The sequence below is a fragment of the Pigmentiphaga sp. CHJ604 genome (assembly GCF_036972535.1).
In the GTDB taxonomy this organism is placed as follows: domain Bacteria; phylum Pseudomonadota; class Gammaproteobacteria; order Burkholderiales; family Burkholderiaceae_B; genus Pigmentiphaga; species Pigmentiphaga daeguensis.
Window position 1 is genome coordinate 5,747,066 of the sequence record NZ_CP136998.1, and the last position, 26,462, is coordinate 5,773,527.

The 26,462-nt window shown below is 67.6% G+C and carries 29 protein-coding genes; 10 read left to right on the plus strand and 19 right to left on the minus strand.

The window, feature by feature from the left end:
• The first annotated feature begins 11 nt into the window (after positions 1 to 11).
• Both R4823_RS27710 and R4823_RS27715 read left to right on the plus strand, forming a co-directional pair.
• The gene (locus R4823_RS27710) at positions 12 to 1,070 is read left to right on the plus strand and encodes an AraC family transcriptional regulator (RefSeq protein ID WP_087840346.1); all 1,059 of its coding nucleotides are present in this window, start codon (positions 12 to 14) and stop codon (positions 1,068 to 1,070) included.
• Between the two features lie 106 nt (positions 1,071 to 1,176).
• Positions 1,177 to 1,494 (plus strand): hypothetical protein, encoded by a 318-nt coding sequence (locus R4823_RS27715; RefSeq protein ID WP_132980134.1) that lies wholly within the window; start codon positions 1,177 to 1,179, stop codon positions 1,492 to 1,494.
• Positions 1,495 to 1,516: 22 nt separating this feature from the next.
• On the opposite strand, the gene R4823_RS27720 is transcribed toward R4823_RS27715, so the two are convergent.
• The 3 genes from R4823_RS27720 to R4823_RS27730 form a co-directional block, all read right to left on the minus strand.
• Complete coding sequence (locus R4823_RS27720) at positions 1,517 to 2,497, minus strand: fumarylacetoacetate hydrolase family protein (RefSeq protein ID WP_087840349.1); 981 nt, start codon at positions 2,495 to 2,497, stop codon at positions 1,517 to 1,519.
• 61 nt (positions 2,498 to 2,558) lie between these two features.
• Positions 2,559 to 3,863 carry a homogentisate 1,2-dioxygenase gene (gene hmgA, locus R4823_RS27725; protein ID WP_087840350.1) on the minus strand — a complete coding sequence of 435 codons (1,305 nt, stop codon included), beginning with the start codon at positions 3,861 to 3,863 and terminating at the stop codon, positions 2,559 to 2,561.
• A gap of 17 nt (positions 3,864 to 3,880) precedes the next feature.
• Complete coding sequence (locus R4823_RS27730; RefSeq protein ID WP_087840351.1) at positions 3,881 to 4,834, minus strand: tripartite tricarboxylate transporter substrate binding protein; 954 nt, start codon at positions 4,832 to 4,834, stop codon at positions 3,881 to 3,883.
• Between the two features lie 127 nt (positions 4,835 to 4,961).
• On the opposite strand from R4823_RS27730, the gene R4823_RS27735 reads away from it, so the two are divergent.
• Complete coding sequence (locus R4823_RS27735; protein WP_087840353.1) at positions 4,962 to 5,744, plus strand: IclR family transcriptional regulator; 783 nt, start codon at positions 4,962 to 4,964, stop codon at positions 5,742 to 5,744.
• A gap of 18 nt (positions 5,745 to 5,762) precedes the next feature.
• Here R4823_RS27735 and R4823_RS27740 read toward each other — a convergent pair whose 3' ends face one another.
• Together R4823_RS27740 and R4823_RS27745 are read right to left on the minus strand one after the other, a co-directional pair.
• A complete protein-coding gene (locus R4823_RS27740) occupies positions 5,763 to 6,863 on the minus strand; it encodes a mechanosensitive ion channel domain-containing protein (protein ID WP_087840354.1) in 1,101 nt (366 codons plus the stop codon).
• A gap of 91 nt (positions 6,864 to 6,954) precedes the next feature.
• On the minus strand, positions 6,955 to 8,196 hold the full coding sequence (locus R4823_RS27745) for an MFS transporter (protein ID WP_087840355.1): 1,242 nt from the start codon (positions 8,194 to 8,196) through the stop codon (positions 6,955 to 6,957).
• A gap of 88 nt (positions 8,197 to 8,284) precedes the next feature.
• Here R4823_RS27745 and R4823_RS27750 point away from each other — a divergent pair, with 88 nt between their 5' ends.
• A complete protein-coding gene (locus tag R4823_RS27750; protein WP_132980137.1) occupies positions 8,285 to 8,881 on the plus strand; it encodes a TetR/AcrR family transcriptional regulator in 597 nt (198 codons plus the stop codon).
• A 144-nt stretch (positions 8,882 to 9,025) separates the two neighbouring features.
• Here the strand turns inward: R4823_RS27750 and R4823_RS27755 are convergent, their stop codons facing one another.
• The 13 genes from R4823_RS27755 to R4823_RS27815 all read right to left on the minus strand — a co-directional run bounded on the left by R4823_RS27755 (position 9,026) and on the right by R4823_RS27815 (position 20,298).
• Positions 9,026 to 9,448, minus strand: coding sequence for a F0F1 ATP synthase subunit epsilon (locus tag R4823_RS27755; RefSeq protein ID WP_338616917.1), 423 nt, complete (start codon positions 9,446 to 9,448; stop codon positions 9,026 to 9,028).
• A 143-nt stretch (positions 9,449 to 9,591) separates the two neighbouring features.
• Positions 9,592 to 11,010: a F0F1 ATP synthase subunit beta gene (gene atpD / locus R4823_RS27760; RefSeq protein ID WP_087840363.1), complete on the minus strand. Its 1,419-nt coding sequence runs from the start codon at positions 11,008 to 11,010 to the stop codon at positions 9,592 to 9,594.
• A gap of 42 nt (positions 11,011 to 11,052) precedes the next feature.
• Entirely contained in the window at positions 11,053 to 11,931 is an 879-nt protein-coding gene (atpG, locus tag R4823_RS27765; protein ID WP_087840365.1) for a F0F1 ATP synthase subunit gamma, read from the minus strand.
• Between the two features lie 59 nt (positions 11,932 to 11,990).
• Positions 11,991 to 13,532 (minus strand): F0F1 ATP synthase subunit alpha, encoded by a 1,542-nt coding sequence (atpA, locus tag R4823_RS27770; RefSeq protein WP_279816946.1) that lies wholly within the window; start codon positions 13,530 to 13,532, stop codon positions 11,991 to 11,993.
• A gap of 53 nt (positions 13,533 to 13,585) precedes the next feature.
• Positions 13,586 to 14,125, minus strand: coding sequence for a F0F1 ATP synthase subunit delta (locus R4823_RS27775; protein WP_087840369.1), 540 nt, complete (start codon positions 14,123 to 14,125; stop codon positions 13,586 to 13,588).
• 90 nt (positions 14,126 to 14,215) lie between these two features.
• On the minus strand, positions 14,216 to 14,686 hold the full coding sequence (locus R4823_RS27780; RefSeq protein ID WP_087840371.1) for a F0F1 ATP synthase subunit B: 471 nt from the start codon (positions 14,684 to 14,686) through the stop codon (positions 14,216 to 14,218).
• 82 nt (positions 14,687 to 14,768) lie between these two features.
• A complete protein-coding gene (atpE, locus tag R4823_RS27785) occupies positions 14,769 to 15,011 on the minus strand; it encodes a F0F1 ATP synthase subunit C (protein ID WP_087782618.1) in 243 nt (80 codons plus the stop codon).
• A gap of 124 nt (positions 15,012 to 15,135) precedes the next feature.
• Positions 15,136 to 16,002: a F0F1 ATP synthase subunit A gene (gene atpB / locus R4823_RS27790; RefSeq protein ID WP_087840373.1), complete on the minus strand. Its 867-nt coding sequence runs from the start codon at positions 16,000 to 16,002 to the stop codon at positions 15,136 to 15,138.
• A gap of 78 nt (positions 16,003 to 16,080) precedes the next feature.
• Complete coding sequence (locus R4823_RS27795; RefSeq protein ID WP_132980139.1) at positions 16,081 to 16,680, minus strand: ATP synthase subunit I; 600 nt, start codon at positions 16,678 to 16,680, stop codon at positions 16,081 to 16,083.
• Positions 16,681 to 16,841: 161 nt separating this feature from the next.
• Positions 16,842 to 17,603 (minus strand): class II aldolase/adducin family protein, encoded by a 762-nt coding sequence (locus R4823_RS27800; RefSeq protein ID WP_132980140.1) that lies wholly within the window; start codon positions 17,601 to 17,603, stop codon positions 16,842 to 16,844.
• A 43-nt stretch (positions 17,604 to 17,646) separates the two neighbouring features.
• A complete protein-coding gene (locus tag R4823_RS27805) occupies positions 17,647 to 18,621 on the minus strand; it encodes a tripartite tricarboxylate transporter substrate binding protein (protein ID WP_165963238.1) in 975 nt (324 codons plus the stop codon).
• 43 nt (positions 18,622 to 18,664) lie between these two features.
• Complete coding sequence (locus tag R4823_RS27810) at positions 18,665 to 19,228, minus strand: cupin domain-containing protein (RefSeq protein ID WP_165963239.1); 564 nt, start codon at positions 19,226 to 19,228, stop codon at positions 18,665 to 18,667.
• Positions 19,229 to 19,350: 122 nt separating this feature from the next.
• Positions 19,351 to 20,298 carry a LysR family transcriptional regulator gene (locus tag R4823_RS27815; RefSeq protein ID WP_130356200.1) on the minus strand — a complete coding sequence of 316 codons (948 nt, stop codon included), beginning with the start codon at positions 20,296 to 20,298 and terminating at the stop codon, positions 19,351 to 19,353.
• Here R4823_RS27815 and R4823_RS27820 point away from each other — a divergent pair.
• The 4 genes from R4823_RS27820 to R4823_RS27835 all read left to right on the plus strand — a co-directional run bounded on the left by R4823_RS27820 (position 20,297) and on the right by R4823_RS27835 (position 24,594).
• Positions 20,297 to 21,376, plus strand: coding sequence for an alpha/beta hydrolase (locus R4823_RS27820; protein ID WP_165963240.1), 1,080 nt, complete (start codon positions 20,297 to 20,299; stop codon positions 21,374 to 21,376). The two genes, R4823_RS27815 and R4823_RS27820, sit on opposite strands and share 2 nt — an antisense overlap.
• A 67-nt stretch (positions 21,377 to 21,443) precedes the next feature.
• Positions 21,444 to 22,355 carry a LysR family transcriptional regulator gene (locus R4823_RS27825; protein ID WP_132980143.1) on the plus strand — a complete coding sequence of 304 codons (912 nt, stop codon included), beginning with the start codon at positions 21,444 to 21,446 and terminating at the stop codon, positions 22,353 to 22,355.
• Positions 22,356 to 22,595: 240 nt separating this feature from the next.
• On the plus strand, positions 22,596 to 23,570 hold the full coding sequence (locus tag R4823_RS27830; protein WP_279816968.1) for a tripartite tricarboxylate transporter substrate binding protein: 975 nt from the start codon (positions 22,596 to 22,598) through the stop codon (positions 23,568 to 23,570).
• 31 nt (positions 23,571 to 23,601) lie between these two features.
• The gene (locus R4823_RS27835; RefSeq protein ID WP_087840384.1) at positions 23,602 to 24,594 is read left to right on the plus strand and encodes a 4,5-dihydroxyphthalate decarboxylase; all 993 of its coding nucleotides are present in this window, start codon (positions 23,602 to 23,604) and stop codon (positions 24,592 to 24,594) included.
• Between the two features lie 45 nt (positions 24,595 to 24,639).
• Here R4823_RS27835 and R4823_RS27840 read toward each other — a convergent pair whose 3' ends face one another.
• Positions 24,640 to 25,689 (minus strand): NADP(H)-dependent aldo-keto reductase, encoded by a 1,050-nt coding sequence (locus R4823_RS27840; RefSeq protein WP_087840386.1) that lies wholly within the window; start codon positions 25,687 to 25,689, stop codon positions 24,640 to 24,642.
• Positions 25,690 to 25,815: 126 nt separating this feature from the next.
• Between R4823_RS27840 and R4823_RS27845 the strand changes: the two genes are divergently transcribed.
• Positions 25,816 to 26,157, plus strand: coding sequence for a DUF202 domain-containing protein (locus R4823_RS27845; RefSeq protein ID WP_087840387.1), 342 nt, complete (start codon positions 25,816 to 25,818; stop codon positions 26,155 to 26,157).
• Complete coding sequence (locus tag R4823_RS27850) at positions 26,154 to 26,462, plus strand: DUF202 domain-containing protein (RefSeq protein WP_087840388.1); 309 nt, start codon at positions 26,154 to 26,156, stop codon at positions 26,460 to 26,462. The genes R4823_RS27845 and R4823_RS27850 overlap by 4 nt, the downstream gene beginning before the upstream one ends.

Here is a 26,462-nt window from a genome sequence, read left to right on the forward strand (position 1 = left end):
CGAGGCCATGTATGCAGATCGAATCGCAAACTGTGCCGATCCCCATCGCGGGGCCGGTGATGCGGGAAGACGACCTCAACGCCATCCTGGCCCCCTCGGCGCCGGAGCCGGCCGGCCTGACCCTGACCGATATCCTGAGCGAATCGCGCCGCAACGTTCCCTGGCCCAGCGGCGGCCACGTCACGCGGCTGCATACGCTGCCGTGGGAAGGCGCCAGCGCCCGGTATTTCGACTTCAGCCTGAACGACCGCCTGCGGGTGCGGCTGGACCCCGACCGGGAGCTGCTGCTGACCTTCTTCCTGGAGGGCCATGTCAGCGGACACGTCGGCGACGAACACGGCCCCGAACTCGACTTCCGCCTGAACCGCATGCTGCTGCGCACGCCCAATCGCAACGGCGGCTACCTCATCGACATCCCCGGGGCCCGCACCCACCGCTTCGTGCAGTTCCGGCTACGCCGCGACCTCTTGCCGCGCTGGCTCAAGGCCCTGGGCGTGCGCCTCCCCGCCGCCCAGCTCGACGAGATGGTCGACCGCGACGATGGCCGCATCCTGTGCAACGCCGCCATCACGCCGCAATTGCAGGGCTGCCTGGAACGCATACGCGGCGAACGCAGCGACCAGCCCGCCTTCGCGCCCCTCTTCCACGCGCGCGCCACCGAGCTGCTGCTGTGCGCGCTGCAAGGATTCGACGACCTGCTGCGCCCTGCCCGCTCGCCCGGCGCCGATGCCGCCGCCGTCCTGGCACGATTGCGCGAAACCATCGCCGAGGCGCCGGCCCATCCATGGACGATCACGGAACTGGCGCGCCGCGTCGGCTGCACGAGCGCGCGCCTGCAGCAGCACGTGCGCGATGCCACCGGCCTTTCGGTCTACAACCTGCTGGTCGCCCAGCGGCTGGAGCTTGCCGCCACGCTGCTGCGCGAGACCCGCCTGGGGGTGCAGGCGATCGCGGCCGAAGCGGGCTGGCAATGCCACTCGCGCTTCGCGGCCGTGTTCCGGGCGCACTACGGCAGCACGCCGCGGGCTTACCGGCTGCGCCACCGCAACTCGGCGACCAGGCTTTCATAGCCGCCCGCCGGCTCATATCCTGCTACAAATTCGTTGTTACTTGGCCGGTCCTGGACCCGATTCTGCGGCAAACTGCATGACCAGCAGTCTGGAGTTGGAGTCCAGCATGACCAAGCCAAGCCTACGTTCCACCGCATCGCTGATCCTCGTGACCACCGCCCTGTCATGGGGGCTTCCGGTGCGCGCCGACGATCTGCGCGAATCCGGCGGCCGCGAGAGTTCCATCGATACGTCGTCCCGCTCCTATGGCGGCAACGGCCTGCGCCTGGGCTCGCGCACGCCGGCGTCCATGGGCCTGGGGGGCAGCGGCCTGCATGCCTCGCTGGATGCGTCGGCCGCGAGCGGCCCGCAGGCCGAGGCCGGCAAGGCCGCCACGCCGCAACCGGCCGCCGGCACCCGCTTGAAGAAGAAGGACGGGCGCTGACCGGCGCCCGCCCGCGGCAGGACTAGACCCGCGGCGCGACGCGCTGCTCGATCGCGCCGAAGACGCTGTTGCCGGAGCGGTCGAAGTGCTCGATGCGCACCATGTCGCCGAATTTCAGGAACGGGGTCCGGGCCGCACCGTGCCGGATGGTCTCCAGCGCGCGGCGTTCACCCAGGCACCCCACGCCCACGGATTCATCCTCGTTCGATACCGTACCCAGGCCCACCAGCGTTCCCGCCTCGAAGGCACGCGTCTGCGCCACGTGGGCGATCAGGTCCCCATAGTGGAAGGCGACGTCGATGCCGGTCTCGATGCTGCCCAGCTCCTCGCCGCGCACCCAGCATTTCATGGTGCCCGACACCAGGCCACCCTGCCATAGCTCGCCCAGCTCGTCCGGCGTCACCGCGATGGGGCCCAGGCTGGACGCGGGCTTGCCGACCAGGAAGCCGAAGGTGCGCTTGAGTTCGCCGGGAATGATGGCGCGCAGCGATATGTCGTTGAGCAGCACGAACAAGCGGATGTGCTCGCACGCGCGTCCGGCGTCCACGCCCAGCGGCACGTCGCCGGTAATGGCGGCGATCTCGGCCTCGAAATCGATGCCGTCGTCTTCCGAAGGCAGGCGCACGTCCTCGTTCCAGGCCATGAAACCGTGCGAGATACCCTGGTACATCAACGGCTTCTGGAAGAAATCGTCGGGCACCGATTCCCCGCGCGCCTGCCGATTGCGCTGGATGTGGCTGGGATACGCCGCGCCGTCCAGGTACTGGTAGGCGCGCGGCAGCGGCGCGGCCAGCGTGCCCAGGTCCAGCGCGAAGGCGCCGGCGGCGCGGCCGGCGTTCAGGTCGTCGTACAGGGCCTGCAGGCGTGGGCGGGCGCGCTCCCAGTCGTCCAGCGCCGATTGCAGCGTGGGCGCGATGCCGGCCGCGCTCACCGCCGTGGCGAGATCGCGGCTGACCACGAGCAATGCGCCGTCGCGCCCCGCGCGTTGCGATGCCAATTTCATTCCAGCTTCTCCAAGAGTGCGGCGCGCGGCCCCTTGCCGGCGCCAAGATGATGAACAGGCCCTAGGCGGGATTGCCGGACTGGAACCCGCGCCAGACCTCGTCATAGTCCGGTTGCAGGTTGGGCGCGGCCAGCGCCTGCGCCGTCGGGCGGAACACGTGGCGGCTCTCGAACATGAAAGCCATGGTGTCTTCCAGACGACGCGGCGCCAGCGCTTCCGTGCTGGCCCGTTCGAAGGTGGCGGCATCGGGGCCGTGCGGCAGCATGCAGTTGTGCAGGCTGATCCCGCCCGGCACGAAGCCCTCGGCCTTGGCATCGTAGACGCCGCGTACCAGTCCCATCAGCTCGCTCATCACGTTGCGGTGGAACCAGGGTGGGCGAAAGGTGTCCTCCATGACCAGCCAGCGCGGCGGAAAGATCACGAAGTCGCAATTGGCGGTGCCGCCGATTTCCGACGGCGAGGTCAGCACGGTATTGATGGACGGATCGGGATGGTCGAAAGTGATGCTGCCCACGGCCATGAAATGCGCCAGGTCGTACTTGTAGGGCGCCAGGTTGCCGTGCCAGGCCACCACGTCCAGCGGCGACGACGCGCGCTCCAGCTCCCAGAAGCCGCCCAGGAACTTGCGCAGGATGCGCACCGGCCCCGTCGCGGGTTCGCAGGCGGCGACCGGCGCCAGAAAGTCGCGCGGATTGGCCAGGCCGTTGGAACCCAGGGGCCCCAGTTCGGGCAGCCTGAACGGCGCGCCGTAGTTCTCGCACAGGTAGCCGCGCGCGGCGCCGTCGGGCACGTCGATGCGGCAATGCACGCCGCGCGGCAGCAGCAGGATCTCGCCGGGCGCCACCCGCAGGCGGCCCATTTCGGTATGGACGTCGAGCGCACCCGACTGCGGAACCACCAGCATTTCGCCATCGGCGTTCATCAGGTAGCGGTCGCGCATGGACGCATTGGCGCGATAGACGTGGACGGCGGTGCCGCTCTGGGTCTCGGCGCTGCCGTTGCCCGCCACGGTCACGATGCCGTCGACGAAGTCCGTGCCGGGCGCCGGCTCCGGCCAGGCGTTCCACCGCAGCCGGTTGGCCGGCGCGGCCACCTCGGTGAAGGGAGCGGTCAGCCAGCACGGATGCGCTACCGCATGGGCCTTGCCGTGCGCGGCGGAGGGCCGCAGCCGGTAGGTCCAGGTACGCAGGTTCACGGCGCGCGGCGCCGTGAAAGCCGTGCCCGAGATCAGTTCCGCGTACAGGCCATGCGCCACCCGTTGCGGCGAGTTGCGGCCCACGGGCAGCACGCCCGGGCTGGCCTCGGTCGCGAACTCATTGCCGAATCCGCTCTGGTACTGCGGCTCCGCCGCGGCTGCCCTGTCCATCCTTGCCTGCTCCCTGTTCAATTCGCGGCGATGTTCGCTTGCTGGACGACCTTCTTCCAGCGCGTGATTTCCGACTCGATCATGGTCCGCATCTGGGCCGGGCTGCTGCCGCTGGGCTCGCTGCCTATGTCGTTGACGGCCTTGCGGAACGCGGGGTCCAGCAGCATGGCCGCCAGCGCGGCGTGCAGCCGGTCGACGACGGGTCCGGGGGTCCTGGCCGGCGCCGCGATGCCCAGCCACGAATACACCTGGAACCCCGGCACGGTGTCGGCCGCGACGGGCACGCCAGGCAGCAACGGCCACGGCTTGGAGCTGGTGATGGCCAGCGCGCGCATCGTGCCCGCCTTGAGCTGCGGCGCGGCCACCGTGGCGGTATCCACCAGCACATCCACGTCGCCGGCCAGCACGGCTTGCACGGGCGCCGCGCCGCCGCGATACGGCACGTGCAGCATCTGCACGCCCGCCGTGGCGGCCAGCAATTCGCCGGTCAGGTGCTGGGTCGAGCCCACGCCCACCGAGGAGAAAGACACCGTGCCCGGCTTGGCGCGTGCCGTCCCCAGCAGGTCGGCCAGCGTGCGCGCCGGGTTGTCGGCCTTGACGCTGACCACGAACGGAAACGCGGTCACGGTGGAAATCGGCTGGAAATCCGCGACCGGATCGTAGGGCAGCGACTTGTTCACCGCGGCCGAAACCGTATGGCCGCCGGTCAGCATTACCAGCGTGTAGCCGTCGGGTTCGGCCTTGGCCACGTAGCTGGACGCGACCACGCCGCCGGCGCCGCTCTTGATTTCCACCACCACCGGCTGGCCCAGCGCCGCCTGCAGGTGGCGAGCCACCAGCCGCGACACGGTGTCGGCATTGCCGCCCGCGCCGAAGCCGTGAATGAGTTGTATGGGCCGCTCCGGATAGGCCGCGCCCGCCGCGCCGGCCAATGCGGCCGCGCAAACCGCGCCGATGATCCGTCCGTACATGATGGGGTCTCCTCCTTGTTCTTGCAGTGCTTTCCGTTGGCCGGAAAATCCCGGTTGCACCGTGAAGGGCAATATATGATTGGCCAGATCGGCGGGTACCCGCATTTCCACTGAATGGACACGACTTATGGCCAGCGGCAGCACCACGGCGGAACCCGGCGGCATCGAACGCGCAGTGCAGTTGTTGAAGCTGCTGGCCACGGCCGGCAAGCGGGGCCGGGCCCTCACGCAACTGGCCGAAGCCACGGCCCTGCCGCATTCCACCGTGCATCGCTTGCTGCGCCGCCTCATGCACGAGCGCCTGGTCGTCCAGAAGGAATCCGACAAGTGGTACGCGCTGGGCCCGCTGGCCTTCGAGCTGGGACTCGCCGCCATGGCCGCCTACGACCTGCGCGAGCATTGCCGCGCCAGCCTGTCCAGGCTGGCCGAAGAAGTCGGCGACACGGTCTATCTGTCGGTGCGCAGCGGCAGCGAATCCGTGTGCGAGGCGCGGCATGAAGGACCGTCGCCGATCCGGGTCAACACCCTGTCCATAGGCAGCCGCCGGCCGCTGGGGCTGGGCGCGGGCGGACTGGCCATCCTGGCTTTCCTGCCCGACGCCGAGCGCGAGGACATCATCGCCACCGATGGCCGCCGCATCTGCGAGGAAGGCCGCTTGACCGAGGCCGACCTGCGTGCCGCCATCGACGCGTGCCGGCGCCAGGGCCACTCGCTGATCCGCAACCGCGTCACCCTGGGCGTCACCGCGGCCGGCGTGCCCATACGCGACACGCTCGGCCGGCCCATCGCCGCCATCAGCGTGGCCGCCATCGACGACCGCATGCGGGAAGAACGCGTGGCCTCGCTGGCCCGCAGCCTGCACGAGCACGCGCGGGAAATCGAAGGCTCGCTGCGGGGCCGGCCGGCCTGAAACCGGGCGAGCCGGGCGTCAGACCGGCACCACGCGCGGGGGCGGCGGATCCGTGGTTTCGCCCTCGACGTTCGCGCGTATGCGCGGCAAACCCTCCGCATGATGCGCGGCGATGAAGGCGATCAGGCCTTCGCGCACCAGGCAGCGCAGCTCGAACGCATTGCCCGAGTTGGCGGCGCTGACCAGGAAGCGGACCTGCATGGCGCGATCACTGGTATCGGTGACCTGCACCGCCGCCACCCGCGTATCCCACAGCGGCGAAGCCTTGCACAGCCGCTCGAACTCCTTGCGTATCGGCTCCAGCGGCACCGAGAAATCCAGCCACAGGAACACCGTGCCCAGCAGCGACGCGGTACGGTGTGTCCAGTTCTCGAAGGGATTCTCGATGAACCATTGCAGGGGCACGATCATGCGCCGCTCGTCCCAGATGCGCACCACGACGAAAGTGCCGGTGATCTCCTCGACCCGGCCCCATTCGCCATTGACGATCAGCACGTCGTCGATGCGTATCGGCTGGGTGAAGGCGATCTGCAGGCCGGCAATGAAATTGCCCAGCACCGGCCGCGCCGCGATACCGGCGACCAGGCCGGCCACCCCGGCCGAGGCCAGCAGGCTCGCGCCCAACTGGCGCGCGCCCGGCAGCGTCAGCAGCACGAACGAGAGCCCCAGCAGCAACACGATGGCGTGGGCGCTGCGGGCCAGCACGCGGGTCTGCGTCAGCTTGCGGCGCGCGAGCAGGTTGTCGGCCACGTCATAGGGATTGAGGCGAATGGCCGTGTCGCTCAGCGACTTGATGCAGCTGTTGGCCAGCCAGGTCACGCATACGATCAGCATGACGGTGACGACGTAGGAAATGCCTCGGGTATAGGGCATGTCCTCCGGAGTCCCGGTCAGCACCACCCGCAGCGCCAGCAGCGCCGCCACGAACTGGCTGGCGGTGCACGCACCGACCACCATCGCGTGAAGATAGGGACGCGGCGCGGTGATGCGCCGCAGGATCAGGAAGCCTATCCGGTGGATGACCAGCGCGACGGCGACGGCCAGCACCATCGCGACCGTCAGCACGAACCAGGGGCGCAGCGCTTCGGGCAGGAAGTCCAGGGGTAGGGATGCCAGCATGGAGGCCTCTTCTTGGTCGAGTCGGGCGCCATGCCAGCAAGTAGTGTGCCGTGCGTCGCTTCTCGGCACGCAGCGAATGCGTGCCGATTTTTCATGCCCTTGCGCGCGCAGGCTGCGCCTTCCCTGTACCCAGCCAGGCCAGCGCCGCCAGCAGCAGGACGGCCGCGCCGAACTCGCGCGAGGTGGAGACGATGTCTCCGCGCAGCGCCACGTCGTAGCCGGCCAGGATGGCGGGTACGCCCATGGCCAGATACGACACCACGAACAGGACCGACAGCACGCCCGCGCGGCCGGTGGGCGGCAGCGGCGCGATCACGTTGCGCAGTGCGCCCTGGAAACCCGTGCCGAAGCCCATGCCGGCGATCGCGGTGCCCACCATGAACAGCGCCACCGAATGCAGCGACAGCGCGGCCAGCACGAGGGCCATGCCGGCCATCAGGGCCAGCGCGCCCAGGCGCGACAGGAAGCGGGCGGAGCGATCGCGCAGCAGGACCACCGCGACGACGCCGCCACCGGCCATGATGAACAGGGCCAGCCCACCCAGCAGGCTGGATCCCGAACCCACCAGGCTGCGCAACAGCGTGGGCCCGAGCGACGCATAGAAGCCGCCCAGGCCCCACACGGCCACCACGGCGGGCGCCGCCAGCAGCAGCGGCATCCGCACTTCCGGCGGCAGCGCGAAACTGGGCTTGAGCGAGGCCCAGGCGCCCGGCCGCCGCCGCGCGGTCTCGGCAATGAAGTAGACGCCCACGCCCTGCAGCACGAAGATCACGCCCAAGACCACATAGACGAGATGCGTGGGGGCGGGCAGGTACTGCACCATCAGCCCGGCGACGATGCCCCCCGTACCCGTGCCCAGCATGGGCGCCAGCGCATTGGCCAATGCGCCGCGCGTCTTGTCGATGTCCAGCATGCCGGCGCCCACGGCCGCGATGGCGGCACCGGCCGAGAGCCCCTGGACGATGCGGCCCGCCAGCAGGTCGGACAGCCCGCCGGCGGTGGCGAAGACCACCATGGCCGCGGCCTGCGCGACGGCGGCGGCCATGAGCACGGGCCGCCGGCCGATGTGGTCCGACAGGCGTCCCGCCACCAGCAGCGCCGCCAGCACGGCCAGGGCGTAGCTGCCGAACACCACGGTCAGCATGGTGGTGGAGAAGCCCCATTGCTGCTGATAGATCGCGTATAGCGGGGTCGGCGCCGCCGACCCCGCCAGGAACGCCAATGTGATCGATGCCAGCAGATGGAAACTGAAGCGCGGCGACAGGCGCCCGGCAACCTGGGGGCAGGCGGAAACAGGGGCGGGGACGGCCTTGGCGGGGGAAGCGCAGGTCATGGGGCGGGATCCGGGGAACATTAAACAGACAGGTCTGTCTGATTTGCTTGAAGTGTACAGACCTGTCTGGTAATGTCAAGACATGACCATGAATACGACAAAAAGCCCCGAAGCGCGCCGTTCCGCGCGTCAACGCCTGCTCGACGCCGCGGACGAGCTGTTCTATGAAGGGAGCATCCACACGGTCGGCATCGACCGGGTCATCGAGCGCGCCGGCGTGGCCAAGGCCTCGCTGTACGACACCTTCGGCAGCAAGGAGGCCCTGATCCAGGCCTACCTGCTGGCCCGCCACGAGGCGCGCAAGCTGCGTATCGCCGACCGCCTGGCCACCTATGCCGGCCCGCGCGAGCGCCTGTTGGGCGTCTTCGACATCATGCGGGAAGCCGCGTCGGGCCCCCGCTTCCGGGGCTGTCCGTTCAGCCGCGCGGCCGCCGAAGCGGCGCCCAGCGCCGGCATCCGGGAAGCCTGTGACACCGCTCGAAGCTGGCTGCGCGACCTGTTTGTCAGCCTGGCCCGCGAAGCCGGCGCAGCCGATCCCGAAGCGCTGGCCTGTCAGTTGATGCTGCTTTACGACGGCGCCACGGTCTCGAGCCACGTCGACGCGAACGTCAAAGCGGCCGACGCCGCCCGCGCCACCGCCGAACAACTGCTGAACGCCGCCCTGCCCGCCAACGCCCGCCCATAAAAAAATCGCGGTGCCCTCAGGACACCGCGACTCACATCCAACACCACACCCTGGCCTAGACCCAGGATGCGGCGGATCCGGCTTCGCCGGTCCACCCGCATCGCCCCCTTGCGGGGCGCGCGTCAGCGCGCAGGGGGGACCCGTTTAACTCCGGCCACCCCGCAGCTTGCGGATGGCGGCCAGCTGCGCCGCCAGCATCGCCAGTTCGGCCTCGACCACGGCCACTTCGGCCTTGTCCTTGGCATTGCGCAGCGCTTCTTCCGCCGCCTTGCGCGCCTGCTCGGCCTTGGCCTCGTCCAGGTCGTGGCTGCGGATGGCCGTATCGGCCAGCACCGTCACGGTACCCGGCTGGATCTCGAGCAGACCGCCGGCCACGAAGATGTGCTCTTCCTCGCCGTTGTCCGCGCGCGAGATCTTCACCGTACCCGGACGGATACGCGAGATCAGCGGCGTGTGCCCGGGCAGTATGCCCAGCTCGCCCGACTCGCCAGGCAGCGCAACGAAGTTCGCCTCACCGGCGAAGATCGACGCCTCAGCACTGACGACATCCACATGAATAGTTGCCATACTCAATTCTCCTGTGCTGCGCTTCGCGCAGCCCCAGCACCCCAACCCAAGACACCCCGACCAGACCCAGGGTGCCGCGGATCCGGCTCCGCCGGTCCGCCAGCACCGCCCCCTGGGGGGCGCCCGTCAGGGCGTAGGGGGGGTCACAACTTCTTGGCTTTCTCGAACGCTTCGTCGATCGTGCCGACCATGTAGAATGCCTGCTCGGGCAGCGCGTCGCACTCGCCTTCGACGATCATCTTGAAGCCACGGATGGTTTCCTTCAGCGGCACGTACTTGCCGGGCGAACCCGTGAACACTTCGGCCACGTGGAAGGGCTGCGACAGGAAGCGCTGGATCTTGCGGGCGCGGCCCACGGCCTGCTTGTCTTCCGGCGACAGTTCGTCCATGCCCAGGATCGCGATGATGTCGCGCAGTTCCTTGTAGCGCTGCAGCGTCTGCTGCACGCCACGGGCGACGGCGTAGTGCTCTTCGCCCACGATCTGCGGGTCGAGCTGGCGGCTGGTGGAGTCGAGCGGGTCGACGGCGGGGTAGATACCCAGCGCGGCGATGTCACGCGACAGCACGACGGTCGAGTCCAGGTGCAGGAAGGTCGTGGCGGGCGACGGGTCGGTCAAGTCATCCGCAGGCACGTACACGGCCTGGATCGACGTGATCGAGCCGGTCTTGGTCGAGGTGATGCGCTCTTGCAGCTTGCCCATTTCCTCGGCCAGCGTCGGCTGGTAGCCCACGGCGGAGGGCATGCGGCCCAGCAGCGCGGACACTTCGGTACCGGCCAGCGTGTAGCGGTAGATGTTGTCGACGAAGAACAGGATGTCGCGGCCTTCGTCGCGGAACTTCTCGGCCATCGTCAGGCCCGACAGCGCCACGCGCAGACGGTTGCCCGGGGGCTCGTTCATCTGGCCGAACACCATCGCCACCTTGGACTCTTCGATCTTGTCCAGGTTGATGACGCCCGCTTCCGCCATTTCGTGGTAGAAGTCGTTGCCTTCGCGAGTCCGCTCGCCCACGCCCGCGAACACCGACAGGCCGCTGTGCTGCTTGGCGATGTTGTTGATGAGCTCGAGCATGTTCACGGTCTTGCCCACGCCGGCGCCGCCGAACAGGCCGACCTTGCCGCCCTTGGCGAACGGGCACACCAGGTCGATAACCTTGATGCCGGTCTCGAGCAGTTCCACGGAGGGCGACAGCTCGTCGAACTTGGGCGCGTCCTGGTGGATGGCGCGGCGCTCTTCCGACTTGATCGGGCCGGCTTCGTCGATGGGACGACCCAGCACGTCCATGATGCGGCCCAGCGTGCCGGTGCCCACGGGCACCGAGATGGGCGCGCCGCTGGCGGCCACGGCCATGCCGCGGCGCAGGCCGTCGGACGAGCCCATGGCGATGGTACGGACGACGCCGTCACCGAGCTGCTGCTGCACTTCGAACGTCAGGCCCTTCTCGGCAAAAGCCGAGCTCTCGTCGGCCAGCGTAAGGGCCTCGTAGATCTTGGGCATGCTGTCGCGGGGGAACTGGATGTCCACCACGGCACCGATGCACTGAACGATGGTTCCGTTGCTCATATCGATTCCTCGATTCCTGATTCTTTAAGGCGTCGCGCCGGCTTACACCGCCGCCGCACCGCCCACGATTTCCGAAATTTCCTTGGTGATGGCCGCCTGGCGGGTCTTGTTGTAGACCAGCTGCAGATCGCCGATCACCTTCTTGGCGTTGTCCGATGCAGCCTTCATGGCCACCATCCGGGCGGACTGCTCGGACGCCATGTTTTCGGCAACGGCTTGGTACACCAGCGCTTCGACGTAGCGCAGCAGGAGTTCATCGACGACCGACTTGGCATCGGGTTCGTAGATGTAGTCCCACGAGTAGGCCTTCTTCTCTTCCTCGGTCTGCGCGAAACGCTCGGCCGACAGCGGCAGCAACTGCTCGATCACGGGCTCCTGCTTCATCGTGTTGATGAAGCGGTTGTACGCGAGGTACACCACGTCGACCTTGCCTTCGGCATACGCGTCCAGCTGAACCTTGATCGCGCCGATCAGGCGTTCGAGGTTGGGCGCGTCGCCCAGTTGCACCGCCTGGGACACGACGTTGGCATCCAGACGGGTCAGGAAGCCCAGACCCTTGTTGCCAATGGCCGTGGTCTGGACCTTGATGCCCTTCGCTTCCGAGTCCTTCAGGCGATTGAGCACCGCGCGCAGGATGTTGGTGTTCAGCGCGCCGCACAGGCCCTTGTCGGTCGTGACCACGATCAAGCCGGCGGCCTTGATGTCGTCGCGCTTGGCCAGGTAGGCGTGTTCGTAGTCGGGATTGGCTTGCGCCATGTGCGCGGCAATGTTGCGCACCTTGTCGGCATACGGACGGGCCGTGCGCATCCGGTCCTGCGCCTTGCGCATCTTGGACGCGGCGACCATTTCCATCGCCTTGGTGATCTTGCGCGTGTTTTGCACGCTCTTGATCTTGGTTCGGATTTCCTTGATTCCGGGCATCTATCTTCCCCTGTCAGTGTTCACAGAGAGGCGCCGAGCGGCGCCCCGTGTACCCTGCTTCAGAAGGCTCCGTTCTTCTTGAAATCCTTCACTGCTTCGTGCAGCGCGGCTTCGTCGTCCTTGGACAGTTCCTTGGTGTCCTCGATACGGCCGACCAGCGCGTCGTACTTGGACTTCAGGTATTCCTTCAGCGCCTTTTCGAACGCCAGGACGTCCTTGACCTCGACGTCGTCGATGTAGCCGTTGTTGGCGGCGAACAGCGAGACGGCCAGTTCCCAGACCTGCAGCGGCTGGTACTGGGGCTGCTTGAGCAGTTCCACCACGCGGCGGCCGCGCTCGAGCTGGCGACGGGTCGATTCGTCCAGGTCGGAAGCGAACTGCGCGAAGGCAGCCAGTTCACGGTACTGGGCCAGGTCGGTACGGATACCGCCGGACAGCTTCTTGATGACCTTGGTCTGGGCGGCGCCACCCACGCGCGACACCGAGATACCGGCGTTGATGGCGGGGCGGATACCGGCGTTGAACAGGTCCGATTCCAGGAAGATCTGGCCGTCGGTGATCGAGATCACGTTGGTCGGAACGAAGGCGGACACGTCGCCGGCCTGCGTTTCGATGATGGGCAGCGCGGTCAGCGAACCGGTCTTGCCCTTCACGGCGCCGTCGGTGAACTTCTCGACGTACTCTTCGTTGACGCGAGCGGCACGTTCCAGCAGGCGCGAGTGCAGGTAGAACACGTCGCCGGGGTAGGCTTCGCGGCCGGGCGGGCGGCGCAGCAGCAGCGAGACCTGGCGATAGGCCCAGGCTTGCTTGGTCAGGTCGTCATAGATGATCAGGGCGTCTTCGCCGCGATCACGGAAGTATTCGCCCATCGTGCAGCCGGAGTAGGCGGCGATGTACTGCATCGCGGCCGATTCCGAGGCCGAGGCGGCCACGACGATGGTGTACTCCAGCGCGCCGTGCTCTTCGAGCTTGCGGACCACGTTGTTGATGGTCGAGGCCTTCTGGCCGATCGCCACGTACACGCAGGTCAGGCCCTTGCCCTTCTGGCTGATGATGGTATCGACGGCGACGGCGGTCTTGCCGGTCTGGCGGTCGCCGATGATCAGCTCGCGCTGACCGCGGCCGATGGGCACCATGGCGTCGATGGCCTTCAGGCCGGTCTGCACCGGCTGCGACACCGACTTGCGCGCGATCACGCCCGGGGCGACCTTCTCGATCACGTCGGTGGCCTTGGCGTTGACCGGACCCTTGCCGTCGATCGGCTGGCCCAGCGCGTCGACCACGCGGCCCTTCAGTTCCGGACCGACCGGCACTTCCAGGATGCGGCCGGTCGACTTGACCGTATCGCCTTCCGAGATGTGGGTGTAGTCGCCGAGAATCACGGCGCCGACGGAGTCGCGCTCGAGGTTGAGCGCCATGCCGAAGGTGTTGTTGGGAAACTCGAGCATTTCGCCCTGCATCACGTCCGACAGGCCGTGGATGCGGGTGATACCGTCGGTCACGGACACGACCGTGCCTTGGGTACGGATGTCAGCAGAGTTGCTCAGGCCTTCGATGCGGCTCTTGAGCAATTCGCTGATCTCAGACGGATTGAGTTGCATGGTTGACTCCTGGAATCCTTTCTCTCGGTGCCGATGTGTGCGCAGCGACCGAACTATGCGACGAGCGCGTCGCGCATGCGATCAAGCTGCGCACGCACGGAGGTATCGAGCACCTGATCCCCGACGGCCACTCGCACGCCGCCGATCAGCGAAGCGTCGACCCGGACGGTGGGCTTGATCTTCACGCCGAATTTCTTTTCCAGCCCGGCGACCAGGTCGGCAACCTGGGCATCGGTCAACGCGAAGGCGCTGGCGATATCGGCATCGGCGCTACCTTCGTGGCGGTTCTTGAGCCACAGGAATTGCGATGCGATCTCGGGCAGCAGCAGCAGACGGCCGTTTTCGACCAACAGCGTCACGAAATTGCGCGCGGCGGACGAAAGCGGCGTCTTCAGCGTGGCCGTGAACAATTCGACTCGCTGTGCGTTGTCGAGCTTGGGATCGGCGATGGCGCTGCGCACCTCGGGGTGCGCGGCCGCCTGCGCCATTTCGGCGACAAGCTCGGCCCAGGCGGCAAGGCCTGCGCTATCTGCACGGGCGACGCCGAACAGCGCTTCAGCGTATGGCCGGGCGATGGTGGACAGTTCAGCCATGGTGGCTCTCGATGCCTGATACGGTTGGCGAGGTGATTCGCAAACGCGTGAGCGGCACGCGTTGCTCGTGCCACCCGCGCGGGTTCTTCATTACAACTGCGCCTTCAGCTGGCCGAGCAGCTCGGCATGCACCTGGGCGTTGACTTCGCGCTTGAGGATTTCCTCGGCGCCCTTCACGGCCAGTTGCGCCACGGCGTCGCGCAAACCTTCACGGGCGCGCTGGGCTTCCTGCTGCGCTTCCTGGCGGGCTTGCTCGAGAATGCGGGCGCGTTCGGCCTCGGCGTCCTTGCGGGCTTGCTCGATCAAGGCAGCGGCCTGCTTCTCGGCCTGAGCCAGGCGAGCCTGGTTCTCGGACTTGGCAGCGGCTTCGATCTGACCGATGCGGGCCTCGGCCTGCACCAGTTCTGCCTTGCCTTTCTCGGCCGAGGCAAGGCCTTCGGCGATCTTCAGACGGCGCTCTTCGATGGACTTCATCAGAGGCGGCCACACGAACTTCATCGTGAACCACGCCAGAATGAAGAACACGAGCATCTGGAAGACGAGTGTCGCGTTCAGATTCACGGTGTTTCCTTATTCGGAAAAGAACATCATCCGTGACGGGGGCTGTGGCCGCGTCACGGAGCGGTCATGTCGAATAGAGGTCTTAGCCGACGAACGGGTTCGCGAAGGCGAACAGCATGGCGATACCCACGCCGATCAGGAAGGCCGCGTCGATCAGGCCGGCCAGCAGGAACAGCTTGGTTTGCAGGGGGTTCATCAGCTCGGGCTGGCGAGCCGAAGCTTCGATGTACTTGCCACCGACGATCGCGATTCCCAGGCAAGCGCCGATGGCACCCAGACCGATGATCAGACCGCAAGCGAGAGCGACGAGAGCGACGTTGGTCATGACAACTCCTTGATATGAATCGTAAAACGACTAGTTATGTTGATAATTGAACGACGGATACTGCAAACCTGCTACGGATCGCGGCAGTACCGACCGCGCCCGGTATTCCCAAGAACCCTCGAGATCAGTGGCCTTCGTGGGCCTGGCCGATGTACACCAGGGTCAGCATCATGAAGATGAAAGCCTGGAGCACGACGATCAGGATGTGGAAGATGGCCCAGACCGATCCGGCAAGGATGTGGCCGACACCCAGCGCCACGCTGGTAGCGTTCAGGCCGGCCCACGCGCCGCCCAGCATGGCGATCAGCATGAAGATCAGTTCGCCGGCGAACATGTTGCCGAACAGCCGCATGCCCAGCGAAACCATCTTGGCGGCGTATTCGATGATGTTCAGCAGGAAATTGAAGGGGGCCAGCAGCAGCGCGCCGATGCCATGGGCATGGAAAGGCGCGGTGAACAGTTCCTTGACGAAACCGCCGGGCGACTTGATCTTGATGCCGTAGTAGAACATCAGCAGCAGCACGCCCATGGACATGCCGATAGGCGCGTTCAGGTCGGCCGTGGGCACGATGCGGTGGTAGTGGATGACGTCGTCCAGCCCGACCAGGCTGAACAGGTAATGGGGCAGGTCGACCGGCAGCAGGTCGAGGGCGTTCATGAAGACGATCCACATGAACACGGTCAGCGCCAGCGGCGCGACGAACAGGCGGGACTTGGCGTTGTGGACGATGCCCTTGGCTTCCTCGTCCACCCACTCGACCAGGATCTCGACGAAGGCCTGCATCTTGCCCGGCACGCCGGCGGTGGCGCGGCGGGCGCCCAGCCACATCAGGAACACGACCACGAGGCCCATGGAGATGGACCAGAAAAGCGTGTCGTAGTTGACGACCGAGAAGTCGGCGATGAGGGACTGCTTGTGTCCGGTGTTGTTCAGGTGTCCCAGGTGATGGACGATGTACTCGGACGCGGTCGGCGCTGTGGTGGAAGCCATATCGGGGGTTTCTATCCTACGACCTGATTTTGAAATTCTCGCGATGCCGGCCGGGGTTTCCCGCACGCGCCGCCATCTTCAATCCATTTTCTTGCCGAAAGCCAGTACCAGCCACTGGCTTTTGAGCGCACACACCAAGCCCGCCAGGAAGGCGGGCCACACGAGCCATTCACGACCGAACTTCGCCGCTGCGACGATGAACACGACAGCGACGGCGATCTTGAAGAACTCGCCGAAGAAAAACATTGCGGGGTTTGCTCCCCCCGGCTTCTGCACACTCAGAATCAGCCTGAATGCGAACAAGGCGTTGGGAATGACGTATGCCGCGGCACCGGCCAGCGCCGACAGCCCTGCGGCGCTCCCTGACACCACATAGGCCAGCACGGCGACCACGATGCTGACAGCAACCTGAACAATTATCGCATGCAGCAAGTCCCGCACGGCCTGCCGACGCAATATCGTCCGTTCTGCCTCGGTAAGCCGAAGCGGTTCTACCTGTTCATTGGAACGCAGACGCTCGGCGTCGCGGGCTTCCCAACCCCATGGATCGGGTTCGCCGGCCTCCCTGTGGTCGCGCGCGCTGGATGTCTCCTGCTGCGCAGTCCCCTTGGCTCCGCTTTTGCTGGCCGCTTTTCCGTATGCATCTGAAGGGCGCGGATCGTCTTCGACCGTCTTCATCGGACGACTTGCACCTTTTCAAGACCTGCTTTCCGACAAACCATACGAGTATAGCGGGTTTACCCGAAAGGTTCAAACTTGCCTTGATCCAGGGCACCGCGGATCCCGCTTCGCCGGTCCGCCAGGCCGCCCCCTGGGGCGCCCGTAAGGGCTTAGGGGGTCTACAACCGATACGAATCGTCGCGGCGGTCCAACAGGCGCAGCAGGGCGGGCCATTCGAGCAGGCCGAAGGGGCGGCGGGTGGTGGGTTTGTAGAGGTGGTTGGTCAGCTCGACCACGGCCGGGGCGGGCAGGTGCAGCGGGGCGTTGCAGGCCATGGCCATCGCCTGGGCCTGGCAGGCGCGTTCCAGCCAGTACATGGCGGTGAAGGCCTCGGCGATGGACGGTCCGACGGTCAGGAGGCCGTGGTTGCGCAGGATCATCGCCTGGCTGTCGCCCAGGTCGGCGACCAGGCGCTGCTGTTCGCCCAGGTCCACCACCACGCCCTCGTACTCGTGCATGGCCACCTTGCCGAAGAACATCGCGGTCTGGGACAGCGGCAGGAGGCCGCATTCCAGCGCCGAGACGGCCATGCCGGCGGGCGTGTGGGTATGGATCACGCAATCGACCTCGGGCCGGGCGCGGTGCACGGCCGAATGGATCACGAAGCCGGCATGGTTCACGCCGTAGTCCTGGCCGCCGTCGTCCACCACGTTGCCGTCCAGGTCGATCTTGATCAGGCTGGATGCCGTGATCTCCTCGTAGGCCATGCCATAGGGATTGATCAGGAAATGCCCGTGCGCGCCCGGCACGCGGGCCGAGATGTGGTTGTAGATCAGGTCGTCCATCCTGAAGTGCGCCACCAGCCGGTAGCACGCGGCCAGGTCCACCCGCGTCGCCCATTCGGCCTCGTCCATGCCGGCACGTCCCGCCGCCTTCGCCATATCCGCTCCATCCTGGTGAAAAATCCCCTGCGCGCGCAGAGGGTCAATCGATGCCGGCGCGGCGGATGACGCCGCCCCACTTGTCGATATCGGCGGCGATGATCCGCCCCATCTCCGCCGGCGTGGTGGGCCAGGCCTGGATGCCCAGCGCGTCGAACCGGCCCGCGGTCTCGGGCAGCGCCAGCACCGCCGCGATCTCCTTGTTCAGGCGCTCGATCACCGCGGGCGGCGTGCCCGCCGGCGCCTCCACGCCCTGCCAGCCGTCGGCCTCGAAGCCGGGCACGACCTCGGCGATGGCCGGCGTGTCGGGCAGCGCCGGCAGGCGCTTCTTGCCGGTCGTGCCCAGCGGGATCACCGTCCCGGCCTTGACCTGCTCGATCGCGGTGGTGGTGGGCTGGAAGATCAGCGGCACCTGCCCGCCGATCACGTCGACCAGCGCGCCGCTCTTGTAGGGCACGTGCGTCAGCCGCACCCCCGCCAGCGAGGTCATCAGTTCCATGATGACGTGGCCGGCGCCGCCCACGCCCATCGAGGCGTAGTTGATGGACGCCGGCCTGGCGCGCGCCGCCGCGATCAGGTCGGCCAGCGTGCGCTGCGGGAAATCCTTGTTGGCGATGAGCACGTAGGGCACGGCCGCGACGATGCTGACCGGCGCGAAATCCTTGACCGGTTCGTAGGGCAGTTTCTTGTAGATGAACTGGTTCATGGTCACGATGGAATTGACCATGAAGAAAATGGTGTGGCCGTCGGGCGCGGCCTTGGCCACGGCCTCGGCGCCCAGCATGCCGCCCGCGCCCGCGCGGTTGTCCACCACGAAGGGCTGGCCCATGCGCTCGGCCAGCTTGCCCGACAGGTAGCGCGCCACGATGTCGGGCGAACTGCCGGCCGGGAACGGCACGATGACGCGCACCGGCTTGGACGGATAGCTTTCCGCCGCGCCGGCGGCCATCGAGGCACAGGCCAGCAGGACGGCGGCAGGCCAGGTCGCGGCCGCAACGAACAGCGCTTTCTTTTTCATGATCGTCTCCCCTCTCCGCCGCGCGGCGGACATGGCGGCGATGTCAGAGGACGGAGCCTTCCACGTCCTCGGGCATCTTGAAATTGGGCAGCCGCTTCAGGTTGCCTTGCTCGTCCACCGCCAGGCCCGACTCGGCCGCCGCCCGGCTCAGCACCTCGTCGTGCCAGGTGACCGAACCGCCGCCGGTATGGCCGCCCACCAGCGCGAGCATGGTCAGTTCGCGCTCGCCGTAGTTGCGAAAGCCGCGCATCACGCCGGTCGGCACCGAGATCACGTCCAGCGGCTGCAGCACCAGCTCTTCCTTGTCGTCGCCGATCAGCACGTGCACGGGACCGGAGATGGGGATGAATACCTCGGCGGTCTTGTGCGCGTGCAGGCCCGCGCCGCCGCCGGGCGGCACGACGATGTAGGAGATGGTGAAGCCGTGGTCCTCGGTGATGGGCGGCTGCATGTCGGCGTTCTCGACCACGCCGCGGCCGATCACCTTGAGATTCTTCTTGCGCCCTTCGGGCAGCAGCGAATCGACGAACGCCAGGCTGAAAGGCTTGAGCTCGGAGAAGCGCGCGACTCGCGTGCGGGCAATGGTTTCTAACAATGGGCTGGCCATGGATGCTCCTTCACGGTCGTGGCCGGAAGGCCGCGATGCACACATCATGGCCGCGCCCGCGGCGGCGATAAATTATCGATTTGCTATGCCCGCCATGCCGGCGCGGCATGGCGAGATCCGGTTCAGCCGCGCGGCCGCCTGCGGCCCACGGCCCGGGCGCCCTGCCATTGCCCTTGTTCGACTTGCGCCATGATCAGCTCGCGCACCATGGGCAGCACTTCGCTGGCCACGCGCGACAACGGGCGCGAGACCGGCCAGGCCAGGCTGCGCTGCAGCCATAGCCCGGCGATGGGCACCGCCGCCAGGCCGGACTCGAGCGCGACGCTGGAGGGCAGGTAGACGGTGTAGCCCATGCCGCGGCGCACCAGTTGCGCGGCCAGCGCGAACGCGCCGACTTCCGCCTCGATGCGCAGCGGCACGCGCTGGCGCGCGGCCAGCGCCTCGATCTCGTTGCGTATGCCGGCGCGCGACACGCCCGTCAGGATCAGCGGCAGGCCGCGCAACTGGCGCACCGGGATCTCGCTGCGCGCGAGCAGCGGGTCCCCCGCGCGCCCCACCAGGCACAGGCGGTCCTCGAACAGGGGCTCGACCGCCAGCATGTGCGCCGGCGGCGGGGCCGGCGTGGCGCCGCTCAGCAGCGCGATGTCGACCGCGTTGTCGCGCAGCATGTCGTGCATGGCCGGGCTGAAGGCCTGCACGATGTGCGGCTGCGCATCGGGAAAGCGCTGCTTGATCGCGATCGTGAGCGCGGCGCCGATCACGGTCACGTAGTTGGGCGTCATGCCGATGATGACCGGGCCGGACGGCGGCCCCTGCGTGTCGTGCACGTCGCTCTTGAGCTGGTCGAAGCTGCGCAGCAGGTATTGCGCGCGGTCCAGCAGGCGGCGTCCCTCGGGCGTAAGCGTGGCGCCGCGCAGGTGGCGCTCGAACAGCCGCACGCCCAGTTCGTCCTCCAGCATGCGTATGCGCCGGCTCAGGGCCGGCTGGGCGATGAAGAGCTGCTGCGCCGCCTTGGAGAAATTCTCGTGCGCGGCGACGGTCACGAAGTACTTCAGTTGACGAATGTCCATGGCCCCGCCGTTCCCCCCTGTCGTGCGCCATACCCTGGCGGCATGGCCCCTGGACCGCGGAAATATGGCGCGGCCGAGCAAGACCGGCCCTATCATAGCCACGCTGCCCACCCCCGTCACCGCCGCCTTGCCCATGAAGCCCGACGACGCCCTGCTTGCTCGGCTGGACCCCGACATCGCGCCCCGCGTGCTGCGCCTGGTCGAGGCCGAGACCACGCCCTCGCACCTGCTGGAGCCGGCCCAGGTACGCGCCGCCTTCCTGCGCGCGCGCCAGCCGCTGCGGCGCCCACCGGTGCCGCTGGACATCGAGGACGCCGGCATCGCCGTCGACGGGGCGCCGCTGGCGCTGCGCCTGTACCGCCCGCGCCGGCCGCGGCCGTCCGCCCTGCTTTACCTGCACGGCGGCGCCTTCACCAACGGCGACCTCGACAGCCACGACGCCACCTGCTGCCTGCTGGCGATGGAAGCCGGCGTGATGGTGGCCAGCGTCGACTATCGCGTGCTGCCCGAGCATCGCTTCCCCGCCGCGTTCAATGACACCGTGGGCGCGCTGCGATGGCTGCACGAACGGGCCGCGGCGCTGGGCGCCGACCCCGCGCGCCTGGCCGTGGGCGGCGACAGCTCCGGCGCGAACCTGGCCCTGGCGGCGGCGCTGGAGACGCGCGGCCAGGTCCCGCTGCGGGCCATGTGGCTGGCCTACCCCATCATCGGCATTGATTTCGACACCCCCTCATACCGCGAGAACGCCAACGCCCCGCTGCTGACCCGCGCCCGCTGCCGGCGGATCCTGCGCGACTACCTGGGGCGCGAACCGGGCCCGGGCGACAGCCGGGTGGCGCCGCTGCTGGCGCCGGACTTCGCCGGCCTGCCGCCGGCGGTGGCGGTGGCCGCCGAACTGGACCCGCTGCGCAGCGACGCCGAGATCCTGGCCGACCGCCTGCGGGAAGCCGGCGCGGCCTGCGAACTGGTGCGCGCGGCCGGCATGCCGCACGGGTTCCTGCGCTGGGTGGCCGACAGCGCCGCGAGCCGGCGCATCGCCGTCCGGAGCGCGCAGGCGCTGGCCGCGCTGCTGGCCTGACGCGGGCGGCCCTTCCGGGGCGCCGGTACCGATAAAATCGGACATACCGCAGCCCGGGACCACCGCCTTGGAACTTCGCCAGATCCAGTACTTCATCTGCCTTTTCGAGGAAGGCACCGTCACGGGCGCGGCGCGCCGGGTGAACGTCGTGCAGCCGGCCCTGAGCGCGCAGATCGTCAAGCTGGAAGAGGAACTGGGCCAGAAGCTGTTCATCCGCAGCGCGCGGGGCATGGAGCCTACCGAGGCGGGGCGGCGCATGTACCAGCTGTACCTGCCCATCCTGCGGGACCTGTCGCAGGCGCGCGAGCAGATGACGCTGCGCAGCGGCGAAGTCGGCGGCGAGGTGGTGGTCGGCATGATCTCGTCGCTGGCCGAGAGCGTGCTGAGCGAGGCGCTGACCGATTTCGCCCGCGCCTATCCCAAGGTGAACGTTACCGTCACCAACGGACCGCTGCTCGACTGGGTGGCGTCCGGCAAGATCGACGCCGCGATCGTGGACAAGCCGCGCCGGCCATTCTCGCTCAACGTCGAACCCATCATCGACGACGAACTCGTGCTGGTCGGCCCCGACGACGGCACGATACCCGCGTCCCTGCCGCTGTCGGCCGCGGCCGCCCTGCCGCTGCTGTTCACCCCGCGCGAGCACAACCTGCGCGAAATCCTGGAAGACTACGCGCGCCAGGAAAACGTGGTGTTCAAGCCCGTGTTCGAGATCTATTCGATGACCGCACTGCTGAGCCTGGCCGAGGACGCGGCCCTCTACGCCATCCTGCCCCGCACCGTGGTGCGCCGCCATGCGCGCCGCTCGCCGCTGCGCGTACGCACCATCGAGTCGCCCGCCATGGCGCGGCAGATCATCTGCGTCACGCATCCGCGCCGGCCGTTGACCACCGCCTCCGCGCTGTTCCTGGACGTGCTGCGCACGCACATACGCGGGCTGACGGACGGCGCCCCGCCTGCCGCCGATACCGATCGATGATGGCTGCGATCAGTATTAATCATGGCCCGCAACCGGTTCCCGCCGCCCTTCCCGACTTAGAATTTCCGCAGCGCCGCGAGCCGCCCCGGCGGGGCCGCTAGCAACACCCGGCGCCTCCAGGACGCGCCGGGCGTGGTGACCCACGCGCCGGCGCGCACATTCCCCATCCCGCAAGCGACCGTTCCGGCGTGGCATGGGGATCGGTACGAATCATTGAAAAAGCACAAGATGGAGAACTGCATGAAAACCTCGGCACGCGCCCTGTTCGCCGCCCTGGCGGTGGCCGCGGCCGCCGCTTCGCCCCTGGCGATGGCGGACAACTACCCCTCCAAGCCCGTGCGCGTCATCGTGCCCGTGACCGCCGGCGGCGGCGTGGACACGGCCGCGCGCCTGATCGCCACGCACCTGCGCGCCGAGCTGGGCCAGACCTTCGTGGTCGAGAACAAGCCCGGGGCCGGCGGCAACATCGGGCTGGACCTGCTGGCCAAGGCGGCGGCCGACGGCTACACGCTGGCCATCATTCCCAACACGATGACCATCAACCACACGTTGATGAACAAGCTGCCCTTCGACACGCTCAAGAGCTTCGCGCCGGTGGTGCAGATCGGCACCACGCCGGCGGTGCTGGGCGCGCGCGCCGATCTCGCGCCCAAGTCGCTCAAGGACCTCGTGGCCTACGCCAAGGGCAACCCGGGCAAGCTGTCCTACGCCGGCTGCGACACCGGCTCGGCGCTGCACCTGGCCGGCGAGATGTTCAAGCAGCAGGCCGACGTGGACATCACGCACGTGCCGTACAAGGGCTGCTCGGACTCGGTGCCCAACGTGCTGGGTGGGCAGGTGGACCTGATCTTCATCACGCTGACCAACATCGCGGGCTACCTCAAGGACGGCCGCATGCGCGTCTACGCCGTCGCGGCGGACCAGCGCACGCCCTATGCACCCGACCTGCCCACCGGCGCCGAACAAGGCTTCCCCGGTTTCAACATCGACATCTGGTATGGCATGCTGGCCCCCGCGGGCACGCCGCGCGAGATCGTCGCCAGGCTGAATTCGGCCGTGAACGCCATCCTGAAGAAGCCCGAAGTGCAATCGACGCTGGCCACCAGCTACCTGACGCCGGTGGGCGGCACGCCCGAACAGTTCGGGCAGAAGATCCGTTCCGACATCGACCGCTACGGCGCCGTCATCCGGAAGGCCAACATCCGCATCGAATGACCGTCCAACTTTCTCTTTATCGAGGCCGCTTATGTCCAAACTGAGACTTTCCCTGGGCTGCTGGGACTACGACCGCACCCGCGCGCTGATGGACGGTACCGTCGTTCCCGACGGCATCGACCTGAACTACCTGAACATGCCGGTCGAGGAAACCTTCTTCCGCATGCTGCGGCATCGCGAGTTCGACGTGGCCGAGATGTCGCTGTCGTCCTACACCGTGTCGCTGTTCAAGCCCGAGCGGCCCTTCATCGCGATCCCGATCTTCCCCTCGCGCTTCTTCCGCCACTCGTGCATCTACGTGAACGCGGATGCGGGCATCCGCGAGCCCAAGGACCTGATCGGCAAGCGCATCGGCACGCCCGAGTACCAGATGACCGCGCCGGTGTGGATTCGCGGCATCCTGGACGAACACTACGGCGTGCCCGTCGACAGCGTAACCTACGTCACCGGCGGCGAAGAAGAGCCCGGCCGTCCCGAGAAGCTCAAGATCGACCTGCCCCCCAACATCAAGGTCGAGCAGATCGGCCCCACGCAGACCCTGTCGCAGATGCTGCTGGACGGCGAGATCGACGCCCTGCACACCGCGCGCATGCCGTCCACCTTCCTGACCGGCAAGGGCAAGGTCACGCGGCTGTTCCCCGATTTCGAAGCGGTCGAGCGCGAGTACTTCCGCAACACGGGGATCTTCCCCATCATGCATACGCTGGTCATCCGCCGCGAAATCTACGAGGCCAACCGCTGGGTCGCGCAGTCGCTGTACAAGGCCTTCGTGCAGGCGCAGCAGGTGGCCTACCAGAACCTGCGCGAGACCGCCGCGCTCAAGATCATGCATCCCTGGCTGCTGGGCAACATGGAAGCCGTGATCAAGGAAATGGGCGAAGACTTCTGGGCCTACGGCTTCGAGAACAACCGCAAGACGCTGGAGACCTTCCTGCGCTACCACCACCAGGGTGGGCTGTCGAAGAAGCTGCTGACGCCGGAAGACCTGTTCGCGCCGGAGACCTTCGAGGCGTTCAAGATCTGAACGCCGTAGCCGGGCAGGCCGCGCGCACGCGGCCTGCCCGCCGGCTCAGGGGCAGGGATTGGGCTGGCTGCGATGGATGCGCTCGATGCCCTCCAGCACCTCGGGGGCAAGCGTGACCTGCGCGCTGGCGATGTTCTCCTGCAGTTGCGCCATGGTGGTCGCGCCGATCAGGTTGCTGGCCACGAACGGCCTGCTGTTCACCCAGGCCAGCGCCATCTGCGCCGGCACGAGGCCATGGTCGCGCGCGAGCTCCACGTACTGGCGCGCGGCCGATTCGGCCTGGGGCCCGTCATAGCGGGTGAAGCGCGAGAACAGCGTCAGGCGCGCGCCCTCGGGCCGCGCGCCGCCCAGGTACTTGCCCGACAGCACGCCCATGCCCAGCGGCGAATAGGCCAGCAAGCTGACCTGCTCGAACTGCGTGAACTCGGACAGGCCGATTTCGTACACGCGGTTGAGCAGGCTGTAGGGATTCTGGATGGACGCGATGCGCGGCAGGCCGCGCGTCTCGGACAGTTTCAGGAACTGCGCCACGCCCCACGGCGTTTCATTCGAGACGCCGATGTGCCGCACCTTACCCTCGCGCACGAAGTCCTGCAGCACCGACAGCGTTTCCTCGATGGGCACGGTGTAGTCGTCCTTCACCCAGGGATAGGCGAGCTGGCCGAAGGTGGCCGTGGTGCGGTCAGGCCAGTGCAGCTGGTAGAGATCGAGGTAGTCCGTCTGCAGGCGCTTGAGGCTGTCGTGCAGCGCGGCAGTCAGGTTCTTGCGGTCCAGGAAGGGCTTGCCGTCGCGGATGTGGCCGGGACGCTTGGCATCGCGCAAGGGGCCGGCGACCTTGCTGGTCAGCACGATGTCCTGGCGGCGGCCGGTGCGGGCCAGCCAGGTGCCGATGTAGGCCTCGGTGCGGCCCTGGGTCTCGGCCTTGGGCGGCACCGGATACATCTCGGCGGCATCCACCAGGTTCACGCCCTGCGCCAGCGCGTAATCCAGTTGCTCGTGGGCCTCGGCTTCGCTGTTCTGCTCCCCCCAGGTCATGGTTCCCAGCCCGATCACGCTGACTTCGAGATCGGTGCGTCCCAGTTTGCGGTATTCCACGTCTGTGCTCCGGTTGCGGGTTGTTCGGTCCAAGGTTACTGCATGGCCGCTGTCGACTGCATGAAAGCCCTGCGCGACAGCCTAAAATAGCGGCACCCGAACCAAACCCCGCAGGAGAGCCCCCGCATGCAAGAGGATGACGGCCGCGAACCCGACTATCGCTTCACGCTGGCCAACGAACGCACCTTCCTCGCCTGGATACGCACCGCGCTTGCCGTGCTGGCCGGCGCCATCCTGCTGCACCAGTTCGGCGGCGTGGTCCAGCCGCATTGGCCGCTGCTGGCGCTGAGCGTGGCGATGACCGTCGCCGGCCTGGTCTTCTGCTGCGGCGCCTATTTCCAGTGGAAGGCCAACCAGCAGGCCATGCGGCATTCGCGGCCCCTGCCGCGTTCGACCTTGATTCCGCTGGCCGCGGGCGTGACCCTGCTGGTCGCCGTGGTGGCCGGCCTGTTCGTGCTATTCCGATGAGTTCGCAGCTCGACCCGGGGCTGCAACCCCAGCGCACCGCGTTGTCCTGGGGCCGGACCGGCCTGTCGATGACGGCCGTTGCGCTGCTGGTGCTGCGCGCGGGCGTGCAGGAACACCAGCCGATGTTCCTGATCGTGGGCGCGCTGGACATGCTGTGCGCCATCCTGTTCTTCGCGACCGCGTCATGGCGCCGGTCGGCCCTGGCCCTGGACAAGATCCACGCCGCCTCGTCGGCGTGGATGGCTGGCATCACCGCGTTGGTGGCCATCACGAGCCTGGCCGGGACCTGGCTCGTGCTGAGCTAG

Coding starts and splice junctions, on each gene's coding strand:
- R4823_RS27710 (WP_087840346.1), top strand. CDS start 12: ATGCAGATCGAATCGCAAACTGTGCCGATCCCCATCGCGGGGCCGGTG.
- R4823_RS27715 (WP_132980134.1), top strand. CDS start 1,177: ATGACCAAGCCAAGCCTACGTTCCACCGCATCGCTGATCCTCGTGACC.
- R4823_RS27720 (WP_087840349.1), bottom strand. CDS start 2,497: ATGAAATTGGCATCGCAACGCGCGGGGCGCGACGGCGCATTGCTCGTG.
- hmgA (WP_087840350.1), bottom strand. CDS start 3,863: ATGGACAGGGCAGCCGCGGCGGAGCCGCAGTACCAGAGCGGATTCGGC.
- R4823_RS27730 (WP_087840351.1), bottom strand. CDS start 4,834: ATGTACGGACGGATCATCGGCGCGGTTTGCGCGGCCGCATTGGCCGGC.
- R4823_RS27735 (WP_087840353.1), top strand. CDS start 4,962: ATGGCCAGCGGCAGCACCACGGCGGAACCCGGCGGCATCGAACGCGCA.
- R4823_RS27740 (WP_087840354.1), bottom strand. CDS start 6,863: ATGCTGGCATCCCTACCCCTGGACTTCCTGCCCGAAGCGCTGCGCCCC.
- R4823_RS27745 (WP_087840355.1), bottom strand. CDS start 8,196: ATGACCTGCGCTTCCCCCGCCAAGGCCGTCCCCGCCCCTGTTTCCGCC.
- R4823_RS27750 (WP_132980137.1), top strand. CDS start 8,285: ATGAATACGACAAAAAGCCCCGAAGCGCGCCGTTCCGCGCGTCAACGC.
- R4823_RS27755 (WP_338616917.1), bottom strand. CDS start 9,448: ATGGCAACTATTCATGTGGATGTCGTCAGTGCTGAGGCGTCGATCTTC.
- atpD (WP_087840363.1), bottom strand. CDS start 11,010: ATGAGCAACGGAACCATCGTTCAGTGCATCGGTGCCGTGGTGGACATC.
- atpG (WP_087840365.1), bottom strand. CDS start 11,931: ATGCCCGGAATCAAGGAAATCCGAACCAAGATCAAGAGCGTGCAAAAC.
- atpA (WP_279816946.1), bottom strand. CDS start 13,532: ATGCAACTCAATCCGTCTGAGATCAGCGAATTGCTCAAGAGCCGCATC.
- R4823_RS27775 (WP_087840369.1), bottom strand. CDS start 14,125: ATGGCTGAACTGTCCACCATCGCCCGGCCATACGCTGAAGCGCTGTTC.
- atpE (WP_087782618.1), bottom strand. CDS start 15,011: ATGACCAACGTCGCTCTCGTCGCTCTCGCTTGCGGTCTGATCATCGGT.
- atpB (WP_087840373.1), bottom strand. CDS start 16,002: ATGGCTTCCACCACAGCGCCGACCGCGTCCGAGTACATCGTCCATCAC.
- R4823_RS27795 (WP_132980139.1), bottom strand. CDS start 16,680: ATGAAGACGGTCGAAGACGATCCGCGCCCTTCAGATGCATACGGAAAA.
- R4823_RS27800 (WP_132980140.1), bottom strand. CDS start 17,603: ATGGCGAAGGCGGCGGGACGTGCCGGCATGGACGAGGCCGAATGGGCG.
- R4823_RS27805 (WP_165963238.1), bottom strand. CDS start 18,621: ATGAAAAAGAAAGCGCTGTTCGTTGCGGCCGCGACCTGGCCTGCCGCC.
- R4823_RS27810 (WP_165963239.1), bottom strand. CDS start 19,228: ATGGCCAGCCCATTGTTAGAAACCATTGCCCGCACGCGAGTCGCGCGC.
- R4823_RS27820 (WP_165963240.1), top strand. CDS start 20,297: ATGGCCCCGCCGTTCCCCCCTGTCGTGCGCCATACCCTGGCGGCATGG.
- R4823_RS27815 (WP_130356200.1), bottom strand. CDS start 20,298: ATGGACATTCGTCAACTGAAGTACTTCGTGACCGTCGCCGCGCACGAG.
- R4823_RS27830 (WP_279816968.1), top strand. CDS start 22,596: ATGAAAACCTCGGCACGCGCCCTGTTCGCCGCCCTGGCGGTGGCCGCG.
- R4823_RS27835 (WP_087840384.1), top strand. CDS start 23,602: ATGTCCAAACTGAGACTTTCCCTGGGCTGCTGGGACTACGACCGCACC.
- R4823_RS27845 (WP_087840387.1), top strand. CDS start 25,816: ATGCAAGAGGATGACGGCCGCGAACCCGACTATCGCTTCACGCTGGCC.
- R4823_RS27850 (WP_087840388.1), top strand. CDS start 26,154: ATGAGTTCGCAGCTCGACCCGGGGCTGCAACCCCAGCGCACCGCGTTG.